Source organism: Raineyella sp. LH-20, from assembly GCF_033110965.1.
In the GTDB taxonomy this organism is placed as follows: Bacteria; Actinomycetota; Actinomycetes; order Propionibacteriales; family Propionibacteriaceae; genus Raineyella.
In genome coordinates, this window is the sequence record NZ_CP137003.1 from 2,869,306 (window position 1) to 2,887,071 (window position 17,766).

The window sequence follows — 17,766 nt, forward strand, 5'->3', positions numbered from 1 at the left end:
GGTGATGTGACCTTGCGGCGGACCGGGATCAGGACAGCAGGTGCGTCTCGTCCTGGATCCGGGCGGCCACCCTGGCCAGCGCTTCCGCGTGTTCCTTGGCGTGATGTGCACAGAAGAGGAGTTGTCCGCCGCTCGCGAGAGTCACCCGGAGGTAGGCCTTCGAACCGCAGCGATCACAGCGGTCGGTGGCGGTCAGTGCGGGATCCTGGACCGTGGTGGTCGTCGTGCTCATGGTGGGCCTCACTTTCTCCGGCCGAAAGGCCGGTGCGCCGGGGCGGAGAACTCGGTCGTGCCGCGGACTCGTGGTCGAGCCGTTCTGTCGGGATGCGCTGTCGATGAAACGTCCGGCAACACGTCCTTGTTCCCTCTGAGAGTACCGCCGGGACCAAGGAGACGAAGCGGCGGCGATGACGGGTGTGTCTCGATCTGACGACGGTACTGTCTCGGTCCGGTGACGGTCGGTCTGGCGCGCCGGCGACCGGGAGTCAGTGATCGCCAAAACTTCCATAGGGCAGCACTATGGAAAAATGGCGGAACACTGCTGACCCCCGGCCGTTCCCCCCGGCCGTTCCCCCCGGCCGTTCCCCGCCGACCGTTCCGCTGCCGTCGTGCCCCGGGGTGAGCGAAGTTGGTGACCCGGCGGGAGTTCCTTGACGGGGGTGTCGCGACGGTGGACGCCGTCTGGTCGTCCGCTGCCGTTCCGGTGCGTCCGCGGTCCGCCGAGCATGTCGTCCCGGGGTGGCTCGGGAGGCGGACGGTAGGCTCGGTCCGTGCCGACCTCCGTCAACGATCCTGCTTCCCGCGCCGCCGAGACCCGTACGTACGACGCACACAGCCTCACCGTGCTGGAGGGGCTGGAGGCCGTTCGCAAGCGGCCCGCGATGTACATCGGCTCGACCGACACCAAGGGCCTGATGCACTGCCTGTGGGAGATCATCGACAACGCGGTGGACGAGGCGCTGGCCGGTTTCGGTGACGCGATCGAGGTCACCCTCGCGGCCGACGGCTCGATCATCGTGGTCGACCACGCCCGTGGCATCCCGGTCGACACCGAGCCGCGGACCGGGCTTAGCGGTGTCGAGGTGGTCCTCACCAAGCTGCACGCCGGTGGCAAGTTCGGCTCCGGATCGTACGGTGCCTCCGGTGGCCTGCACGGCGTGGGCGCGTCGGTGGTCAATGCCCTGTCCAGCCGGCTCGACGTCACCGTCACCCGCAGCGGCGTCCGGTGGGCGATGTCGTTCCGCCACGGCACCCCCGGCAGTTTCGACGGCGACGGCCCGGATGCGGCGTTCACCCCGGGCGGCGGGCTGGTCAAGGCGGGCCGGGCACCCAAGGGCGCCACCGGCACCACGATCCGCTACTGGCCCGACCACAGCATCTTCCTCAAGGAGGCCAAGCTGTCGGTGCCCGACCTGCACGCCCGGGCCCGGCAGACCAGCTTCCTGGTGCCCGGGCTGCGGATCGAGGTGACCGATGCGCGGGGCGCCGAGCCGCAGGTCGAGGTCTTCCACCATGAGGGCGGCATCTCGGAGTTCTGCGACTTCCTCGCCCAGGACCCGCCGCTGACCGACGTGATCCGGCTGCAGGGCCACGACACCTTCGAGGAGACGGTGCCGGTGCTCGACGAGCGCGGCCACATGACCCCGACCGACGTCACCCGCGACCTCGGCGTGGACATCGCCCTGCGCTGGGGCACCGGCTACGACACCATCACCAAGTCCTTCGTCAACATCATCGCCACCCCCTCCGGTGGCACCCATGTCCAGGGCTACGACCGGGGCCTGGTCCGGGCCATCGGCAAGGCGCTGGAGGGCACCCGGCTGCTGAAGAACGGCGACGAGGTGGCCAAGGACGACGTCCTGGAGGGGCTCACCACGGTCGTCACCGTACGGCTCGCCGAGCCGCAGTTCGAGGGACAGACCAAGGAGGTGCTCGGCACCCCGGCAGTCACCCGGATCGTCGCCCGGGTGGTCGAGTCCGAGCTGGGGACGTTCTTCTCCTCGACCCGACGCGATGACAAGCAGCAGGCTCGGACCGTGCTGGAGAAGGTGGTCGCGGCCTCCCGTACCCGGGTGCAGGCCCGGATCCACAAGGAGGCCCAGCGGCGCAAGAACGCACTGGAGTCGTCCACCCTGCCGGCCAAGCTCAAGGACTGCCGCAGCAACGACGTGGATCGCTGCGAGCTGTTCATCGTCGAGGGCAACTCGGCGCTCGGCACCGCCCAGCGGGCCCGCAACGCCGAGTACCAGGCGCTGCTGCCGATCCGCGGCAAGATCCTCAACGTCCAGAAGGCGTCGATCACCGACATGCTGAAGAACGCCGAGTGCGCCTCGATCATCCAGGTGGTCGGGGCCGGGTCGGGGCGTACGTTCGACATCGACGCCAGTCGCTACGGCAAGGTGATCTTCATGGCGGACGCGGATTCCGACGGGGCGCACATCCGGACTCTGCTGGCCACGCTGTTCTTCCGCTACATGCGCCCGATGATCGAGCACGGTCACGTCTACAGCGCAGTGCCGCCGCTGCACCGGTTCGAGCTGACCAATCCGAAGAAGGGCCAGGAGAAGTACCTCTACACCTATTCGGACGCCGAGTACGAGCGCAAGCGCGCCGAGCTGACCAAGAAGGGCACCCGGTTCAAGGAACCCCAGCGCTACAAGGGCCTGGGGGAGATGGATGCCGATCAGCTGATGGAGACCACGATGGATCCGCGGCATCGTACGTTGCGCCGGCTGACCCTGGAGGACGCCGCGGGGGCCGAGGAGGTGTTCGAGATGCTGATGGGCAGCGAGGTGGCGCCGCGCAAGGAGTTCATCATCGATGGCGCCTACCGGCTGGACCACGAGCACATCGACGTCTGAGCCGTCCGAGTCAGTGCTGCAATGACGGGGCGCACGACGGGTCGTGTCGGATACAGGGCCACAGCTCTACGTTTCACCCGTGCAGATGTGCGTGTCATTCGGCAACTTTGCGCGGACGAAGCTCCTGTGCACGGAGCCAGGCCTCGAGATTCGCCAGGGTCGAGGCGAAGGCCGTCGTGTGGTCGGCGCTGTCGATCCCGTCCGGCACATCGGTGGCGGTGATGGTGACCAGACTTCCCGACGGGTGCGGCGCCACTGTCCACGTCATGGTCATCGTCCCGGCGAACCGTGGGTCGTCGGCGACGAAGTCGGCCTCCTCGACCACCCGGCTCGGGGCCTCGATCGCCACGAACCGGACCTCGGTGACGTCGGTGTTCGCTCCGGACTTGCCGGGCACGGTGGGATCGTCGTAGCGGAGCACCATCCGGTAGCCGCCGCCGGGCCGGGCGTCGAACCACTCGAACCGGCCGGTCATCCCGGCCGGCGGGAGCCAGACCGCTCGGGCCTCGGCGTCCAGCAGGGCGGCGAAGATCTCGTCGGGGGTGGCCTCGATGACGGCCCGTCCGGTGTCGGTGTGCGGCATCACATCACTCTAGGCCACCTGATGTGGTGGAAGTCACATTCGCTCCGGCCGTAGCGGCAGACTGATCCGATCCGCCCGCCGTCGCCCTCGATGAGTCTCCGGGGTGAGACATGCACCCGCTACCATCGCAGGCGGGCGCGAGCTTGCTCTCACTTCCGAGGCATCGCGCCGGAGGGGAGTCGCGATGTCCGGTCACTCTCGCCGACCCGGGGCCGCCACCCGTCCGGGACGCGTCGTCGAGATCGTCTGCCTGGTCGTGCTCGCGCTCATCGTCGTCTCGCAGCTGCTGCGGCCGTCACCGCGGGACGCAGCGATCTTCGCGGGCCTCTTTGCGATCACTCTCCTCGGCGCTCTGGGGGCATTGCCGTTGCCGAGCATCCGGCTGCCGGAATCGCATCGGGGCATCGTGATCGCGGAGTCGCTCCTGGCCGCCGTGCTCATCGCGGCCGGGCTGGCCCTGGTGATCGCCCCGCGCTCCGGCCCGGTCGACCTCGGTGTGGTCGCCGCCCTGGGTGTCGTTGCGGCGCCGCTGGTGTGGGGACGACGCGATGATCTCGCCGCGGCGCTGGACGTGGTCCCCGACGGCGAGCGAGTGCCGCTCAGCCGGGCGGGACTCGCCTGGGCCGCGCTGGCCGCCACCCTCGGGCTCTGGGAACTCGGTGCCTTCCTGCTCGGCTTCACCCGGACCCCGGACCCACCGCCGGCGGTGAGCGACCTCGTCGACCCGCTGATGAACGGGCCGCTGACCCGCGCCGCCGTGGTCGTGGTCTGGCTGCTGGTCGGCCGGGAGCTGACCCGGCTGGCGTGGCTGAGCGGCTCACGCGGGCCAGCCCCGGCCGGCCGGCCGGGCCCGGATGGAGCTGACTCGTCGGGGACCAGGTCCTCGGGTGGCGGGCAGCGGAGGAGTGATCGGCCGGATGGCGGCGCCGGGGAGGGTGGCCGACGGCAGGACGACTCCCGAGATGACCGCGGATGAGCAGCGTGGTCACGGTCGGGGCCTACGTCGTGATCGTCCTGCTGGGGGTGCTGCTCGCGTCGTACTCCCGGCGGCACCCCGAGCACATCGCCCCGCTGCACCGACTGCTCAGCACGGTCTTCGCCTCGCGGGCCACCAGGATCCTGCTCGTCGGCTTCTGGTGGTGGCTCGGCTGGCACTTCCTCGTCGGCCCCACCCTCGATCCCTGACGGAGGCATCCCGGCGAACGGTCGGCATCGCGGAGGGCAGTGGACGAGGGCGTCGTGCAGCTCACCGGTCGGTCCGACAGCCGCCCGTCCCGCCGGGCAGCCGATGGCGGTGCCGTGCCACGAACCGATACACCGCCTGTGCCACCTGGCGGGCTCCCGGCGCTCGGAGGAGCCGCCCGATCGGCATCGCCGCCGGGCCACCGTGGGAGAGCACCTCGGCGAAGGCCATCGCGCCGCCCGCGGTCCGGCCGTCGTCATGCTGCCGGGACGTTCAGTAGCGCTGCGTCAGCCGGCCGGAGTCCACGTCGTAGTGGAAACCGCCGACCAGGACGTCGCGGCCGACCAGCAGCGGATGCGTACGCAGCAGCGCCACGTCGAAGCGCAGGCCGGCCTCCTGGTCCGGTGTGCTGCCCAGCACCATCCCGGAGATGTCCGCGCCGGTGGCGTGGTGCACCTTGTCGGCCAGGAACTTGTCGTCCCCGGAGCCGACCGCGCAGCGGCTGTGCGGCACCACCATGATCCGGTCGACGTTGAGCAGGTGGACACCGAGGATGCAGCCGATCAGGGCGTCGTGGGTGACCCGACCACCCGGCGTACGGAGGATCTTGGCGTCGCCGAGCCGCAGCCCGATCATCTGCAGCGGGGTGATCCGGGAGTCCATGCAGGTGACCATCAGGACACCCGCCTTGGCGATGCCGTCGAACCCGCCGTCGGTGAAGGCCTCTGCGTAGTGGGCGTTGTTCTCGAGCAGGTCGGCGAAGTCCGCGGGGTGCATGGCGCCGACCCTACTCCGGGAGACCGGGACCACCCTCCGGGGCCGCGGGACGTGGACCGGCCGCCGCGGCCGGGAAGGTCCGGCTGCCGATCGCCAGGATCGGCTGGGCCAGCGGATGCCCCGAGCCGTCGCGGCGCCCGTCGGCGGGCGGCAGGTCGATCGGCGCCCCCGAGGCGGCGCAGGCGATGGCCGGCGCCGGTCCGGCCCAGGCCGACGCCAGCTCGTCCTCACCCTTGAGGAACCGATGGCACCGGACGCCCTGGGTGGCCCGGCCCTTGCCCGGGAACTCCTCGAACCGGGCCACCTTCACGCTGCCGGCCTCCGCGCCCAGCAGCGCGCCCGACGCCGCGGCGAGGGTGACCACCACCGACCCATCAGCCGGCACGACCCCGAAGAACACCACCCGGGCGCCAGGATTGAGCTTGACACCGGCGACGCCGCCGCCGGTCCGTCCCTGGGGTCGTACGGCGCTCAGCGGGAAGTGCAGCAGCTGGGCGTCGGAGGTGACGAAGCACAGCTCGGCGTCGGTGCGACCGCCCAGCCAGGCCGCCCCGGTGACCTCGTCACCGTCCTCGAGCCGGATCACCTCCCACTCGGACCGGGTGAGGATCTCCGGCCGCACCACCTTGACCACCCCACGGCGGGTGCCGACGGCCAGCCCGGGGGAGTCCGGGTCGAGCGGCACCAGGGCCCGGAACTCCTCCCCGGGCTCCAGCGCCAGCAGTTCCGACAGCCGGGAACCGCCCTGCAGGTTCGGGGCGGCGGCGGTGGGGGGCAGCACCGGCAGGTCCAGCGCGGACAGCTTGTGTACCAGCCCGGTCGAGGTGACCACCCCGATCTCCGAGCGGGCGGTGGTCCGGACCACCGCCGTGATGACGTCGTGCCCGGTGCGGGGCCCCTCGGCGGGCAGCGGATCCGCGGTCGAGGTGCGGGCCAGCAGCCCGGTCGCCGAGGCCACCACCCAGCACGGGTCGTCGCTGATCTCCAGCGGGCCGGCGGCCGCCGTGGCAGAGACCCCGGCGGAGGAGAGCAGCACGGTGCGGCGGGCGTCCCCGTACGCGGTGGCGACCGCGGTCAGCTCGTCGCCGACCAGGGCGCGCAGCTTCTCGTCGGACTCGATGATCTCGGTCAGTGCCGCGATCCGGGCGGTCAGCTCGTCGCGTTCCCCCTCCAGCTCCAGCCGGGAGAAGCGGGTCAACCTGCGCAGCTGCATGTCGAGGATGTACGTCGCCTGCACCTCGGTGAGGTCGAAGGCCTCGATCAGTCGGGCCTTCGCCTCGGCGGCATCCTCCGACTGCCGGACGATGGCGATCACGTCGTCGATGTCGAGGATGGCGATCAGCAGGCCCTCGACCAGGTGCAGCCTCTCCTCGGCGCGGGTCCGCTGGAACAGCGAGCGGCGCAGGATGACGTCGAGACGGTGGTCGAGGTAGACCTGCAGGGCCTCGATCAGGCCCAGCGTCCGCGGCTGGCCGTCGACCAGCGCGACGGTGTTGATCCCGAAGGAGTCCTCCAGCTTCGTCCGGCGGTAGAGCTGCTCCAGCAGCGCCTCCGGGTTGAAGCCGTTCTTGACCTCGATCACCAGCCGGGTGGGGTGCTGCAGGTCCGCGAGGTCCTTGACGTCGGAGACGCCCTGCAGCTTCTTGCCCTGCACCAGCACCTTGATCTGCTCGATGATCTTCTCCGGCCCGATCATCGGCGGCAGCTCGGTGACGACGATCCCCTGACGCCGCGCGGTGAGCTGCTCGATCCGGGCGTTGGCGCGGATCCGGAAGGTGCCCCGGCCCGACTCGTACGCGTCCCGGATGCCCTCCAGGCCGACGATCGTGCCGCCGGAGGCGAAGTCGGGGCCCGGGACGAACCGCATGATGGTGTCGAGATCGGCGTCGGGGTGGCTGAGCAGGTGCCGCAGCGCGTGCACCACCTCGATCAGGTTGTGCGGCGGGATGTTCGTCGCCATGCCGACCGCGATGCCGGTGGAGCCGTTCACCAGCAGGTTCGGGAAGGAGGCCGGCAGCACCGCCGGCTCGGTCTCGTGACCGTCGTAGTTGGGCCGGAAGTCGACGGTGTCGAGGTCGAGCCCCTCGGTCATCGCCAGGGCGGCCGGCGCCATCCGGCACTCCGTGTACCGCATCGCGGCGGGTCCGGCGTCCAGGGAGCCGAAGTTGCCGTGGGAGTCGACCATCGGCAGCCGCATCGCCCAGGGTTGGCCGAGCCGGACCAGCGCGTCGTAGATGGCGCTGTCGCCGTGCGGGTGGTACTTGCCCATCACCTCGCCGACCACCCGGGCGCACTTGACGTGGGCCCGGTCCGGGCGCAGGCCCATCTCGTTCATCGAGTAGAGGATGCGCCGCTGCACCGGCTTGAGGCCGTCCCGGGCGTCGGGGAGCGCCCGGGCGTAGATCACCGAGTAGGCGTACTCGAGGAACGACGACTGCATCTCGTCGGAGACGTCGACGTCGATGACGTGTTCCTCGAACTCCTCCTCGTCGACGGTGCTGCTCCTGCGAGCCATCGCGGTCCTTCCCTTCTGCCCCGGCGGGTCGACGTGGGTGGCGGACGTCCCGTCCGGGCTCCCGGGACCCGCGTCGACAAGCGGAATTGTCGCTGTTGCGGGGCCGTCCTCCGCCGACCGGAGCTACGGCGTGTCGGTGCGGGGCGTCTCCGGGTCCTGCTCGGACAACGCCGCGTCCAGCTTCACGTGGATCTCCCAGCCGTCCTGGCCGGTCACCCACGGGACGGAGTGCGTACGGTCCATCTGCTCGCTCTCCAGGGAGTCGAGGGTACCGTGTGCCAGCACCTGCTCCGCCGGGGTGAGCTGGCGGATGGCCACGGCCCGGACATGGTCGGGGAAGTCGTGGCTGAACCTGCCATAGATCGCCGGGTCGTGCTGGCCGTCGTCACCGATCATCACCCAGCGGATGCCGGGGAAGTCACGGGCGAGCTGTCGCACTTCCCGCTCCTTGTGCGCACGCCCGGAGCGGAACCAGCCGGTGGAGGTGGGGCCCCAGTCGGTGAGCAGCATGGCGCCGAGCGGGAAGCGGCGCGAGTGCAGGAACCGGGTCAGCGTCGGGTGGGTGTTCCACGAGCCGGTGGACACGAAGACCAGCGGGGCACCCGGGTGCTCGGCCAGCAGGTCCCGGTAGAGCCGGGCCATCCCGGGCACCGCCTGGCGCGCCGACTCGTGCACCACGAAGGAGTTCCACGCGGCGAGCATCAGCCGCGGCAGCATGGTGGAGATGATCGTGTCGTCGATGTCGGAGATGATGCCGAAGTCGACCGAGGGGTCGATGATCTGGACCTCGCCCGTCGTCCGCCGGCCGTCGAGGGTGGAGTACTCGATCCGCTGCCACCCGGGGGGCAGAGTGCCGTTCTCGAGGCGTACGTCGATGTAGCCCGACCGGTCGGTCGGCACCTCGACGGGGCCACGGGAGGTGTGCACCACGATGGTCCCGCGGACCACCGGTTGGGCGAAGAAGTTGCGCCAGCCCCGGCGCCTCAGCAGCTCCCGGCCGATCACGCCGGCAGCGGACCGACCCGGCGCCAGGGTGAGGCGGGCCATCACCCGGACGAACGTCGGATCCCCGTAGCCGGTGTAGGCGACGACGCGTTCCTTCCAGCCGAGCCGGCGCAGCATGCGGCCCATCGCCCGGTTCAACGCCTCCTCGACGCGGGCAGCGAAGAACGATCGCGACATGGCCCCGACACTACACACCCCCGACCGGAACGGGGACCCGGCGGTCGGTCCCGCGGACCTGGGGTGATCGACCGGATCCTTCGCACACCCCGGTGGATCGGGCCGGGTGTGCGAAGATGACGGGGTGAGTGGACCGGAACAATTGACGGGCACGGACGAGCTGCGCCTCGCGATCGAGGCCTGCGGGTACTTCCCGGCCCTGATCTTCGACAGCGTGATGCTCTCGCTGGGCGAGGAGGCGATGGTCTCCTACGTCGTGCAGCATGAACCGACCATCACCCCCGACGGCATCCACCGGCACGTGACGGTCGCCGTGCTCACCCCGACCCGGTTGATCATCAACCACACCGACGACGCCGATGCCACCGTCGGCTTCGGGGCCCAGGCGGCCTCGACCAGCGAGGTGGTCGGACTGCGGCGGGTCGCCTCGGTGAGCCTCAGCCGGATCGTCAACGAGCCGAGCCGCTACCGGCCCGACGGTGCGTCGGTGCAGGAAGCCCTGCTCACGGTGGCCTGGGGCTTCGCCTCCCGGATCGACCTGGAGCCGGCCACCTGCGACAACCCCGACTGCGATGCCGATCACGGCCTGACCGGTCAGCTGGTCGGCGACGACCTGGTGCTGCGGATGAGCAGCGACGCCGACGGAGCCCAGGGGGTCGACCAACTGGTCCGCTTCGGCCTCGCCCTGCAGCACTCCACGAACATCGCATGACGCGGCTCGCGGGCCCGGTGCACCCTGCGGCCGACCAGTTGACCCTGCCGCAGTACGGCCGAGGAGCGCTGTGTGACCTGCTGCCGGCGATCGGCGCCCGGCTGGGCCTCGGCGGGCACGACCCGCTCGGGCTGCCGGAGGGCGACCGGTGGGTGGTGGTGCTGGTCGACGGTCTCGGCGCCCTGCAGCTGGCCGACCATGCCGACCACGCTCCCTACCTCGCCTCGCTGCTGCGCGGTGAAGGGGAGCATGCCCCGGTCGACGGTTTCACCACCGGACTGCCGTCGACCACGGTGACGAGCCTGACCAGCCTGGGCACCGGGCTGGTCCCCGGCCGGCACGGCATCGTCGGCTACTCGGCCCGGCATCCGCGCACCGGTGCTTTCCTCAACATGCTCACCTGGGAGGGCGAGGACGATCCGCTGTCCCTGCAGCCGCACCCGACCCTGCTGCGGGCCTTCGCCGACGCAGGTGTCGCGGTCGGCGCGGTGGCCCCGGCCAGGTTCGAGGACTCCGGCCTCACCCAGGTGGCCCTCGCCGGCCCGCAGTTCCATCCGATCCACGACGAGCGTGACGAGGAGCGCCGGGTGGAGACGATCGTGGCAGCAGCCACCGCTGGACCTCGCAGCCTGGTCTACGCGTACGAACGGGAACTCGACCACACCGGGCACAGCCGCGGCGTCGACTCCGGTGAGTGGCGCCACCAGCTGCGCCGGATCGACGCGATGGTGGAACGTCTCCGCGACGAGCTGCCGGACGACGTACGGCTCGTGATCACCGGCGACCACGGGATGCTCGACGTCCCCGAGGAGCACCGCCTGGTCGTCGAGGATGTCGCTGCCCTGCAGGGTGACGTCGAGCTGGTCGCCGGCGAGGGCCGGTTCCGTCAGCTCTATACCGCGCCGGGGCGTGCCGGCGCGGTCGCCGAACGGTGGCGCCGGGAGCTCGGACCGCACGCGCTGGTCCGCACCCGCGAGGAGGCCGTGGCCGACGGATGGTACGGCGACGTCGACCCGGCGGTGCTGCCCCGCTACGGCGACGTCGTGGTGGCGATGCTCGAGGACTGGGCGGTGATGACCCGTACGCTGCCCGGCGAACTCGCGCTGGTCGGCATGCACGGCTCGCTGACCGCCGCCGAGATGTACGTCCCGCTGGTGGTCGACTGATGGCCGAACTGGTCTTCTTCTCCGGCGTGATGGAGTCCGGCAAGTCGACCCTGGCCCTGCAGATGGACCACACGATGACCACCGGCGGGCGCCGCGGTCAGGTGTTCACCTGCGATGACCGGGCCGGCCGCCGGGTCGTCACGTCCCGGCTCGGACTGAGCCGGACGGCCGTGGAGGTGACCGACGGGTTCGACTTCTGGGGTCACGTCATCGCCGCGCTCACCCACGGGGAACGGCTGGAGTACCTGATCTGCGACGAGGCCCAGTTCTATCGGCCGACGCACATCGACCAGCTGGCCCGGATCGTCGACGAGCTCGGCCTGGACGTCTACGCCTTCGGACTGCTGACCGACTTTCGCACCGAGATCTTCCCCGGCTCCCGTCGCCTGGTCGAGCTCGCCGATCGGCTGGAGACGCTGCAGGTCACCCCGCTGTGCTGGTGCGGTGCCAAGGCCACCACGAACACCCGTACGATCGACGGCTGGATCGTCACCGAGGGGGACCAGAAGGTGGTCGGTGACATCATCGCCGGGGCTGACGGTGCTGACGGTGCTGCCGGGGCTGACGGTGCTGCCGGTGAGGTCGGTGCCGGGGTGATCGGGTACGAGGTGCTGTGCCGCAAGCACCACCGGTCGGGCACCACCCGCAAGGTGGTCGCGCTCGGCTCGGCGGCCGAACCGCTCCCGTTGGCGTCACCCGATCAGGAGACGTTGGCGATGTCCGACCTGCCGGGGGAGGACTGACCTGCCGGGGGAGGACTGACCGGCCGGTCCGGTCAGGAATCCTGGTCGGGACCGCTGCCGAAGACGATCTCGTCCCAGCTCGGCACGTGTGCCCGCTTGCGTGACGTCCGGCGACGTGGTGCCGGCGGGGTCTCGTGGTCCATCAACGGTGGTTGCTCGCTGTCGGGTCGGGACCGGCGCTGCGCACCGGAGCGTGACGCGCCCCGGTTCGAGGGACGCGGCAGATCCTCGTCCTCCGGAACGTCCTCGTCGCCGTCGTCCTCGGGGAGATCGGGCACCAGGCGCGGACCGGAGTACTCCTCGCGTTCCCCGTCGATGCCCCGGAGCATGCTGAGCGTGTCCTCGTAGCCGGACAGGGTGTCCTCGTAGGTGCTCATCATCTCGTAGAGCGTGTCCATCTCGTTCGGGCCGTCGTCGTCCCAGTCCTCGTCGAAGTCGTCCTCCGGCGCCATCCGGGCACGACGCTGCTCCTCGGTCAGTTCGAGGGTCGGCTCGGTGTCCAGATCGAGCGGCGGCAGCGGCTGCTCGCCGAGCATCCAGCGGGCGTCCTCGTTGGCGGCGACCGAGTAGCGCGCGTCGACGTCGAAGTTGAAGACCGCCCGGCGGCCCCCGTCGTCGGCGGGCAGCTCGGCGATCACCTGCCAGCGGCGGCGCTCCACCCGGGCGGCGGACCATGCCACCTGCCGCGGGTCGAGGTCCAGTGCGCGGAGCCGTTCGGTGACGACGGCCTCCAGCCCGCGATGGGCCGGCGAATCGCCGGCGCGACGTACGTTGGTCTCCCGGGCCAGGTCGGCGATGTGAGCACGCTCGGCCAGGATCGGGACGGCGTAGCCGGCGAGGTCGGCGGGCTCCACCCCGGCCTCCCGGGCGACCTCCTCGACACTCGACCCGGACCGCAGGCGGTCCTGGATCTCGCGCAGTGTCAAAGAGCTGTCCATGCGGGCCAAGATACCCCGTGGACGGTGGCGACCCGGCTCAACCCTCAACCTAAACTCACGGGGTGAGCTCTCCGCTGTCCCGCTACGACGCCGTTCTGCTGCTCTCCTTCGGGGGACCGGAGCGTCCCGAGGACGTCGTGCCGTTCCTGCGCAACGTCACCCGCGGCAAGGACATCCCGGACGAGCGGTTGGAGGTCGTCGGCGGTCACTACCGCCGGTTCGGCGGCCGCAGCCCGATCAATGACCAGAACCGTGCTCTGCTGGCCGCCCTGCGTGCCGAGCTGGACGGCCGCGGGATCGACGTGCCGCTGGCGTGGGGCAACCGGAATTGGGCGCCGTACGTGGCGGACGTCCTTGCCGATCTCGCGGCAGGAGGCGCCCGCCGGGTGCTGGTCCTGACGACCAGCGCCTACCCGTCCTACTCCGGCTGCCGTCAGTATCTGGAGGACGTCGAGCGGCACTGCCCGCCGGGGCTGAAGGTCGACACCGTGGCGCCGTACGCCCTCGAGGAGGGGTTCGGCACCGCCAACCTCGACGCGGTGCGGGCCGCGCGGGCCGCGTTGGTGGCACAGGGACACCCCGACCCGTACGTGCTGTTCGTCACCCACTCCATCCCGGTGGCGATGGCCCGCACGTCCGGTCCGGCCGGCTCACCGGAGCGCGAGGGACACACCGGCGGGGCGTACGTCGCGACGCTGGAGACGGTCGCCGAGCGGATCCTGGCGGGTCTGGAGGCCGAGCTCGGCAGCCGACCGGCGTACGGCATCGGGTACTGCTCGCGGTCGGGGCCGGCCTCGGTGCCGTGGCTGGAGCCGGACGTCAACGACGCCCTGCGGGCGCTGGCGGCCCAGGGCGTGGAGGCGGTCGTGGTCGCGCCGATCGGCTTCGTCAGCGACCACATGGAGGTCGTCTACGACCTGGACGTGGAGGCGGCGGCCACGGCGGGGGAGCTGGGACTGGCGGTGCGCCGGGCGGCCACCGCCGGCACGCATCCGGCGTTCGTCGCCGGCCTGGTGGACCGGCTGGTCGCCACCGCAGTGGCCCCGGGGCCCGGTTGCCCGGTCGACTGCTGCCCCCGGCCGGTCCGCCCGTCCCGTTCCGTGGCCCGCTGACGTACGACGACCTGCTCGTCCGCCAGGATGTCCTACCGGATGTCGTGGCGGCCGGGCGATGAGACGAATCCGACCGGTCCCAGCACTTGACAGGCATGGTATGAATGCCCCTGTATTGGTCCACGAGGTGGCCCCGCAACGACTGCAGGGGCCGTGATGGGGAAGGCAGGAATGGCCACTGATTACGACGCTCCTCGCAAGAACGAGGAGGATGTGAGCGAGGACTCGCTCGAAGCCCTCAAGAACCGTCGCAACGACCAGCAGTCGGGCAACGTGGACGAGGACGAGGTGGCGGCCGCGGAGTCGTTCGAACTCCCCGGCGCAGACCTCTCCCATGAGGAACTGACCGTCAAGGTGCTGCCCAAGCAGCAGGACGAGTTCACCTGTGCGAGCTGTTTCCTGGTCCGCAAGCGCACCCAGATCGCCAAGATCGACGGCGATCTGATCTACTGCACCGACTGCGTCCGCGGCTGACGTCGCGGGCCGTGGCCGGTGCACGTCGGGTCGGCAGACACATCGGGTCGGCGGGCACGGCGGCAGCCTCCGAAAGGGCTCAGGTGATCACACCTGAGCCCTTCGTGCTGCGCTCAGATCTTGACGGCGATCCGGTGCGGCTTGGTCCGGGCACCCCGGGACAGCAGGTAGCGGGTGCCGATCCGCTGCGCCGCCACCTGGGCGACGGCCAGTCCGGCAGCGCTGGCCAGCGCCCACAGGATCGCCGCGGTGGCGTCGGCCTCCGGGTCGGTCGGCTCCGGCGGCTCCTCGCCGGTGACATAGCGCCATCCGGCGGTGAGCAGCTTGTGCGTCACCACCGTCGCCGCGGCGCCTGCGGCCGCGGTGTAGACCTTGTACACGAGAGCGTCGGCGATGGCCATCGGGTTCCCTTCACACGAGCGGGCGTTGGGTCCATCCTAGGGCGGCGGTGCCGTGCCGGGGCAACGAGATGATTAGGTAGGTCCGTGGCATATCGCGAACGACTCCTGCTGTCGTGGTGGTGGATCGTGGTGATCGCCGGGGTGATCCTGTCGGTGGCGGTGGTCTACTTCGTCTACCAGCCGCCGGGGATCGCCGGGGCCATCACGCTCGCGCTGGTGGCCCTCGCCGTCGGCGCCGCGGCCGCGGGCAGTGCCCGGGTGGCGGTCGAGCCGGACGGACTGCGGGCGGGCCGCAATCTGCTGGAGTGGCCGTACGTCGCGGAGGCGCGCGCCCTGAGCGCCGACGAGTCGCGGGACCGGATGGGGGCCGGTGCGGATCATCGCGCCTTCCTGGTGGTCCGGCCCTACATCCGTCGGGTGGTCGAGGTGACGCTGGCCGATCCGGCCGACCCGCACCCGTACTGGCTGGTGAGTTCGCGCCACCCCGAGGAACTCGCCGATGCGATCCGGCGGGCGGCGCACCGATGAGCCCGGCGGAGGGGCAGACCGCGGAGGAGCGTACGGTCGCGGTCCGGATCGTCCGGCTGGACCCCGACCTCCCGTTGCCGACGTACGCCCGGGCACTCGATGCGGGCGCCGACCTGCACGCCGCCGAGGACGTGGAACTGGCCCCGGGGGAGCGCAGCCTGGTCGGCACCGGCATCGCCCTGGCGATCCCGCCGGGCACCGCCGCCTTCGTCCACCCGCGGTCCGGGCTGGCGGCCAGGGAGGGGCTCAGCATCGTCAACAGCCCGGGTACGGTGGATGCCGGATATCGTGGTGAGGTCAAGGTGTGCCTGATCAACACCGACCGGCATCGTACGATCCGGATCCGTCGCGGTGACCGCATCGCGCAGCTGGTGATCCAGCCGGTGCTGCGCGCCGCGTTCACCGAGGTCGACGAACTGCCGACCTCGGAACGGGGCACCGATGGACACGGTTCGACCGGCACCCGGTCGTCCGCACGACAGGAGAACGCATGATCTTCGGACGCAAGCGCAAGGCCCGCGACCACGGTGCGGACCCGGAGGAGGAGCGCCCGGACCCCACCGCCGACACCGACGGATCGAGCACCGCTGACCTCGCCGGGCCGGGCGCCGCGGGCACTGACGGATCCGGCACCGCCGCCACCGACGAGGCCGCCACCGATTGGCGTGGCGCCGCGCCGGATGATCCGTGGGTGGCGGTGGACGCCCGCGACTGGCGCCAGGACGGCCCCTTCGACATCGACGAGGTCGACCTGGAGGGCGATCCGGTGGGCCGGATGGACCTCGGGGCGATGGTCATCACGCCGATCGACGGCATGGAGGTGCGGTTCCAGGTCGAGCAGAGTTCGGCCCGTGCGACCGCGGTGCTGCTGTTGCACGGCGAGTCGGCGATGGAGCTGAGCGTCTACGCGGCACCACGCAGCGGGGGACTGTGGGCCGACGTCCGCCAGGAGGTCGCCCAGCTGGCCCGCCAGCAGGGCGGCACCGCCGAACTGGCCGAGGGGCCGTTCGGGGTCGAGGTCCGCCGGATGATGCCGGTGGCCACCCCGGACGGCCAGCAGGGCCTGCAGCCGACCCGGATGCTGATGATCGAGGGACCGCGCTGGGCGCTCCGGGCGGTCGTCTACGGCCGGGCCGCCATCGACTACGCCGACGAGGCGGTCACCGCCGAACTGCGCGAGGTGCTGCGCGACACCGTTGTCCGCCGCGGCGACCTGCCGATGCCCCCCGGCAGCATCATGGCGCTGACCCTGCCGCCGGAACTCGACGAACAGATCCGTTCGGCCACCCAGGCCGAGACCCCGGCCCAGCCGGAGGCGCCGACCGAGGACGATCGACGTACGCTGCCCGATCCGAGCGGCCAGTCGACCGCGATCCAGGGCTGACATGGCGGAGGACACCGTCAGCACGCTCGGGGTCGGCAACGCCCCGGAGGTCGGCAGCATCGTCGGACCGGTCGACGTCGGCCCGGTCGCCCACGGCGGCCACTGTGTCGCCCGGCTCGACGGTCGGGTCATCTTCGTCCGCCACACCCTGCCCGGCGAATCGGTCCGGGTGATGCTGACCGACACCACGCACGACCGGTTCTGGCGCGGCGACGCCGTCGAGATCCTCCGGGCCGCCCCGGGGCGGGTGACGCCCCGCTGCCCGGTCGCCGGACCCGGACAGTGCGGCGGCTGCGACCTCCAGCATGCCGACCCGGCGACCCAGCGGCAGCTGAAGGCCGCGGTGATCCGCGAACAACTGGCCCACCTCGCCGGGATCGAGACCGACGTCGAGGTCGAGCCGCTGCCCGGCGGTGCTTTCGGCTGGCGCACCCGGATGGCGTACGTCGCTCGCGACGGCCGCGCGATGATGCGGATCCACCGCAGCAACGACCTGGTCGAGGTGCCCGCGGGAGGCTGTCCGCTGGCCGTCTCCGCCCAGCCTGATCCGCAGCTGCTGGCCGCTGGCCTTGACGGCGACGACGACCACGCGTTGCGGGTGGTCACCGCGGCCACCGGAGCCAGCACGGTGCTCGTCGACGGCATCGTCACCGACGGCCCCCGCGATCTCGTGGAGCGGGCCGCCGGGCGCGACTGGCGGGTGGACGCCGACGGCTTCTGGCAGGTCCATCCGTACGCCGCGGACACCCTGGTGGATGCGGTGATGGAGGCGCTGGCGCCGGTCGCCGGCGAGCGGGGCTTCGACCTTTACTGTGGTGTGGGACTCTTCGCCGGGGCGCTCTCCGACGCAGGGGTGCAGATGTGGGGCGTCGAGGTCGACCGGCGGGCGATCGAGCTGGCCCAGACCAACGTCCCGACGGCACGGTTCACCGCCGGCCGGGTCGACCGGCTGCTGCGCCGGATGCCCCGGGCCACCGACCTGGTGGTCCTGGATCCGCCGCGGACCGGCGCCGGCAAGGACGTCATCGATGCGGTCGCCGACCGCAATCCGCGGGCCATCGCCTACGTCGCCTGCGATCCGGCGGCGCTGGGCCGCGACCTGGGCCGGCTCCGCCGACAGGGCTACGAGCTGGCGTCGCTGCGGGCGTTCGACCTGTTCCCCAACACCCATCACGTGGAGTGTGTGGCCACCTGCGTGCCGGCCTGA

General features: G+C 71.2%; 19 protein-coding genes and 1 pseudogene. 12 read left to right on the forward strand and 8 right to left on the reverse strand.

The features are described from left to right. Positions 1-28: 28 nt before the first annotated feature. A complete protein-coding gene (locus R0146_RS12590) occupies positions 29-232 on the reverse strand; it encodes a DUF7455 domain-containing protein (RefSeq protein WP_317690185.1) in 204 nt (67 codons plus the stop codon). 538 nt (positions 233-770) lie between these two features. Here R0146_RS12590 and R0146_RS12595 point away from each other — a divergent pair. Then, complete coding sequence (locus tag R0146_RS12595; RefSeq protein WP_317690186.1) at positions 771-2,861, forward strand: DNA gyrase/topoisomerase IV subunit B; 2,091 nt, start codon at positions 771-773, stop codon at positions 2,859-2,861. A gap of 94 nt (positions 2,862-2,955) precedes the next feature. Here R0146_RS12595 and R0146_RS12600 read toward each other — a convergent pair whose 3' ends face one another. Then, on the reverse strand, positions 2,956-3,444 hold the full coding sequence (locus R0146_RS12600; protein WP_317690187.1) for an SRPBCC domain-containing protein: 489 nt from the start codon (positions 3,442-3,444) through the stop codon (positions 2,956-2,958). A gap of 184 nt (positions 3,445-3,628) precedes the next feature. Between R0146_RS12600 and R0146_RS12605 the strand changes: the two genes are divergently transcribed. Beyond that, positions 3,629-4,420 (forward strand): hypothetical protein, encoded by a 792-nt coding sequence (locus R0146_RS12605; RefSeq protein ID WP_317690188.1) that lies wholly within the window; start codon positions 3,629-3,631, stop codon positions 4,418-4,420. Beyond that, complete coding sequence (locus R0146_RS12610) at positions 4,417-4,629, forward strand: DUF6186 family protein (protein ID WP_317690189.1); 213 nt, start codon at positions 4,417-4,419, stop codon at positions 4,627-4,629. Before R0146_RS12605 ends, R0146_RS12610 begins: the two co-directional genes overlap by 4 nt. A gap of 61 nt (positions 4,630-4,690) precedes the next feature. On the opposite strand, the pseudogene R0146_RS16195 reads toward R0146_RS12610, so the two are convergent. The 4 genes and pseudogenes from R0146_RS16195 to R0146_RS12625 all read right to left on the reverse strand — a co-directional run. After that, a pseudogene (locus R0146_RS16195) lies at positions 4,691-4,870 on the reverse strand (DCC1-like thiol-disulfide oxidoreductase family protein); the annotation flags it as partial. 30 nt (positions 4,871-4,900) lie between these two features. After that, the gene (locus R0146_RS12615) at positions 4,901-5,404 is read right to left on the reverse strand and encodes a beta-class carbonic anhydrase (RefSeq protein ID WP_317690191.1); all 504 of its coding nucleotides are present in this window, start codon (positions 5,402-5,404) and stop codon (positions 4,901-4,903) included. 10 nt (positions 5,405-5,414) lie between these two features. Further along, a complete protein-coding gene (locus tag R0146_RS12620; RefSeq protein ID WP_317690193.1) occupies positions 5,415-7,919 on the reverse strand; it encodes a DNA gyrase/topoisomerase IV subunit A in 2,505 nt (834 codons plus the stop codon). Positions 7,920-8,042: 123 nt separating this feature from the next. Next, complete coding sequence (locus tag R0146_RS12625) at positions 8,043-9,101, reverse strand: App1 family protein phosphatidate phosphatase (protein ID WP_317690194.1); 1,059 nt, start codon at positions 9,099-9,101, stop codon at positions 8,043-8,045. 124 nt (positions 9,102-9,225) lie between these two features. Here R0146_RS12625 and R0146_RS12630 point away from each other — a divergent pair, with 124 nt between their 5' ends. From R0146_RS12630 to R0146_RS12640, 3 genes are read left to right on the forward strand one after another with little or no spacing between them, the layout of a single operon-like run. Further along, positions 9,226-9,813 (forward strand): DUF5998 family protein, encoded by a 588-nt coding sequence (locus tag R0146_RS12630; RefSeq protein WP_317690195.1) that lies wholly within the window; start codon positions 9,226-9,228, stop codon positions 9,811-9,813. Continuing rightward, on the forward strand, positions 9,810-10,979 hold the full coding sequence (locus tag R0146_RS12635) for an alkaline phosphatase family protein (RefSeq protein WP_317690197.1): 1,170 nt from the start codon (positions 9,810-9,812) through the stop codon (positions 10,977-10,979). The genes R0146_RS12630 and R0146_RS12635 overlap by 4 nt, the downstream gene beginning before the upstream one ends. Further along, on the forward strand, positions 10,979-11,722 hold the full coding sequence (locus R0146_RS12640; protein ID WP_317690199.1) for a thymidine kinase: 744 nt from the start codon (positions 10,979-10,981) through the stop codon (positions 11,720-11,722). The genes R0146_RS12635 and R0146_RS12640 overlap by 1 nt, the downstream gene beginning before the upstream one ends. Before the next feature lie 32 nt (positions 11,723-11,754). On the opposite strand, the gene sepH is transcribed toward R0146_RS12640, so the two are convergent. After that, the gene (sepH, locus tag R0146_RS12645; RefSeq protein WP_317690200.1) at positions 11,755-12,708 is read right to left on the reverse strand and encodes a septation protein SepH; all 954 of its coding nucleotides are present in this window, start codon (positions 12,706-12,708) and stop codon (positions 11,755-11,757) included. 14 nt (positions 12,709-12,722) lie between these two features. Between sepH and R0146_RS12650 the strand changes: the two genes are divergently transcribed. Both R0146_RS12650 and R0146_RS12655 read left to right on the forward strand, forming a co-directional pair. After that, a complete protein-coding gene (locus R0146_RS12650; RefSeq protein WP_317690202.1) occupies positions 12,723-13,772 on the forward strand; it encodes a ferrochelatase in 1,050 nt (349 codons plus the stop codon). A 171-nt stretch (positions 13,773-13,943) separates the two neighbouring features. Further along, the gene (locus R0146_RS12655) at positions 13,944-14,246 is read left to right on the forward strand and encodes a DUF4193 domain-containing protein (protein WP_317690203.1); all 303 of its coding nucleotides are present in this window, start codon (positions 13,944-13,946) and stop codon (positions 14,244-14,246) included. A 113-nt stretch (positions 14,247-14,359) separates the two neighbouring features. Here the strand turns inward: R0146_RS12655 and R0146_RS12660 are convergent, their stop codons facing one another. Beyond that, a complete protein-coding gene (locus R0146_RS12660) occupies positions 14,360-14,647 on the reverse strand; it encodes a DUF4235 domain-containing protein (RefSeq protein ID WP_317690204.1) in 288 nt (95 codons plus the stop codon). 84 nt (positions 14,648-14,731) lie between these two features. On the opposite strand from R0146_RS12660, the gene R0146_RS12665 reads away from it, so the two are divergent. From R0146_RS12665 to R0146_RS12680, 4 genes are read left to right on the forward strand one after another with little or no spacing between them, the layout of a single operon-like run. Then, a complete protein-coding gene (locus R0146_RS12665; RefSeq protein WP_317690206.1) occupies positions 14,732-15,175 on the forward strand; it encodes a DUF3093 domain-containing protein in 444 nt (147 codons plus the stop codon). Then, a complete protein-coding gene (dut, locus tag R0146_RS12670; protein ID WP_317690207.1) occupies positions 15,172-15,669 on the forward strand; it encodes a dUTP diphosphatase in 498 nt (165 codons plus the stop codon). Before R0146_RS12665 ends, dut begins: the two co-directional genes overlap by 4 nt. Next, positions 15,666-16,559 (forward strand): DUF3710 domain-containing protein, encoded by an 894-nt coding sequence (locus R0146_RS12675; RefSeq protein WP_317690208.1) that lies wholly within the window; start codon positions 15,666-15,668, stop codon positions 16,557-16,559. The genes dut and R0146_RS12675 overlap by 4 nt, the downstream gene beginning before the upstream one ends. Position 16,560: 1 nt before the next feature. Beyond that, a complete protein-coding gene (locus R0146_RS12680; protein WP_317690209.1) occupies positions 16,561-17,766 on the forward strand; it encodes a class I SAM-dependent RNA methyltransferase in 1,206 nt (401 codons plus the stop codon).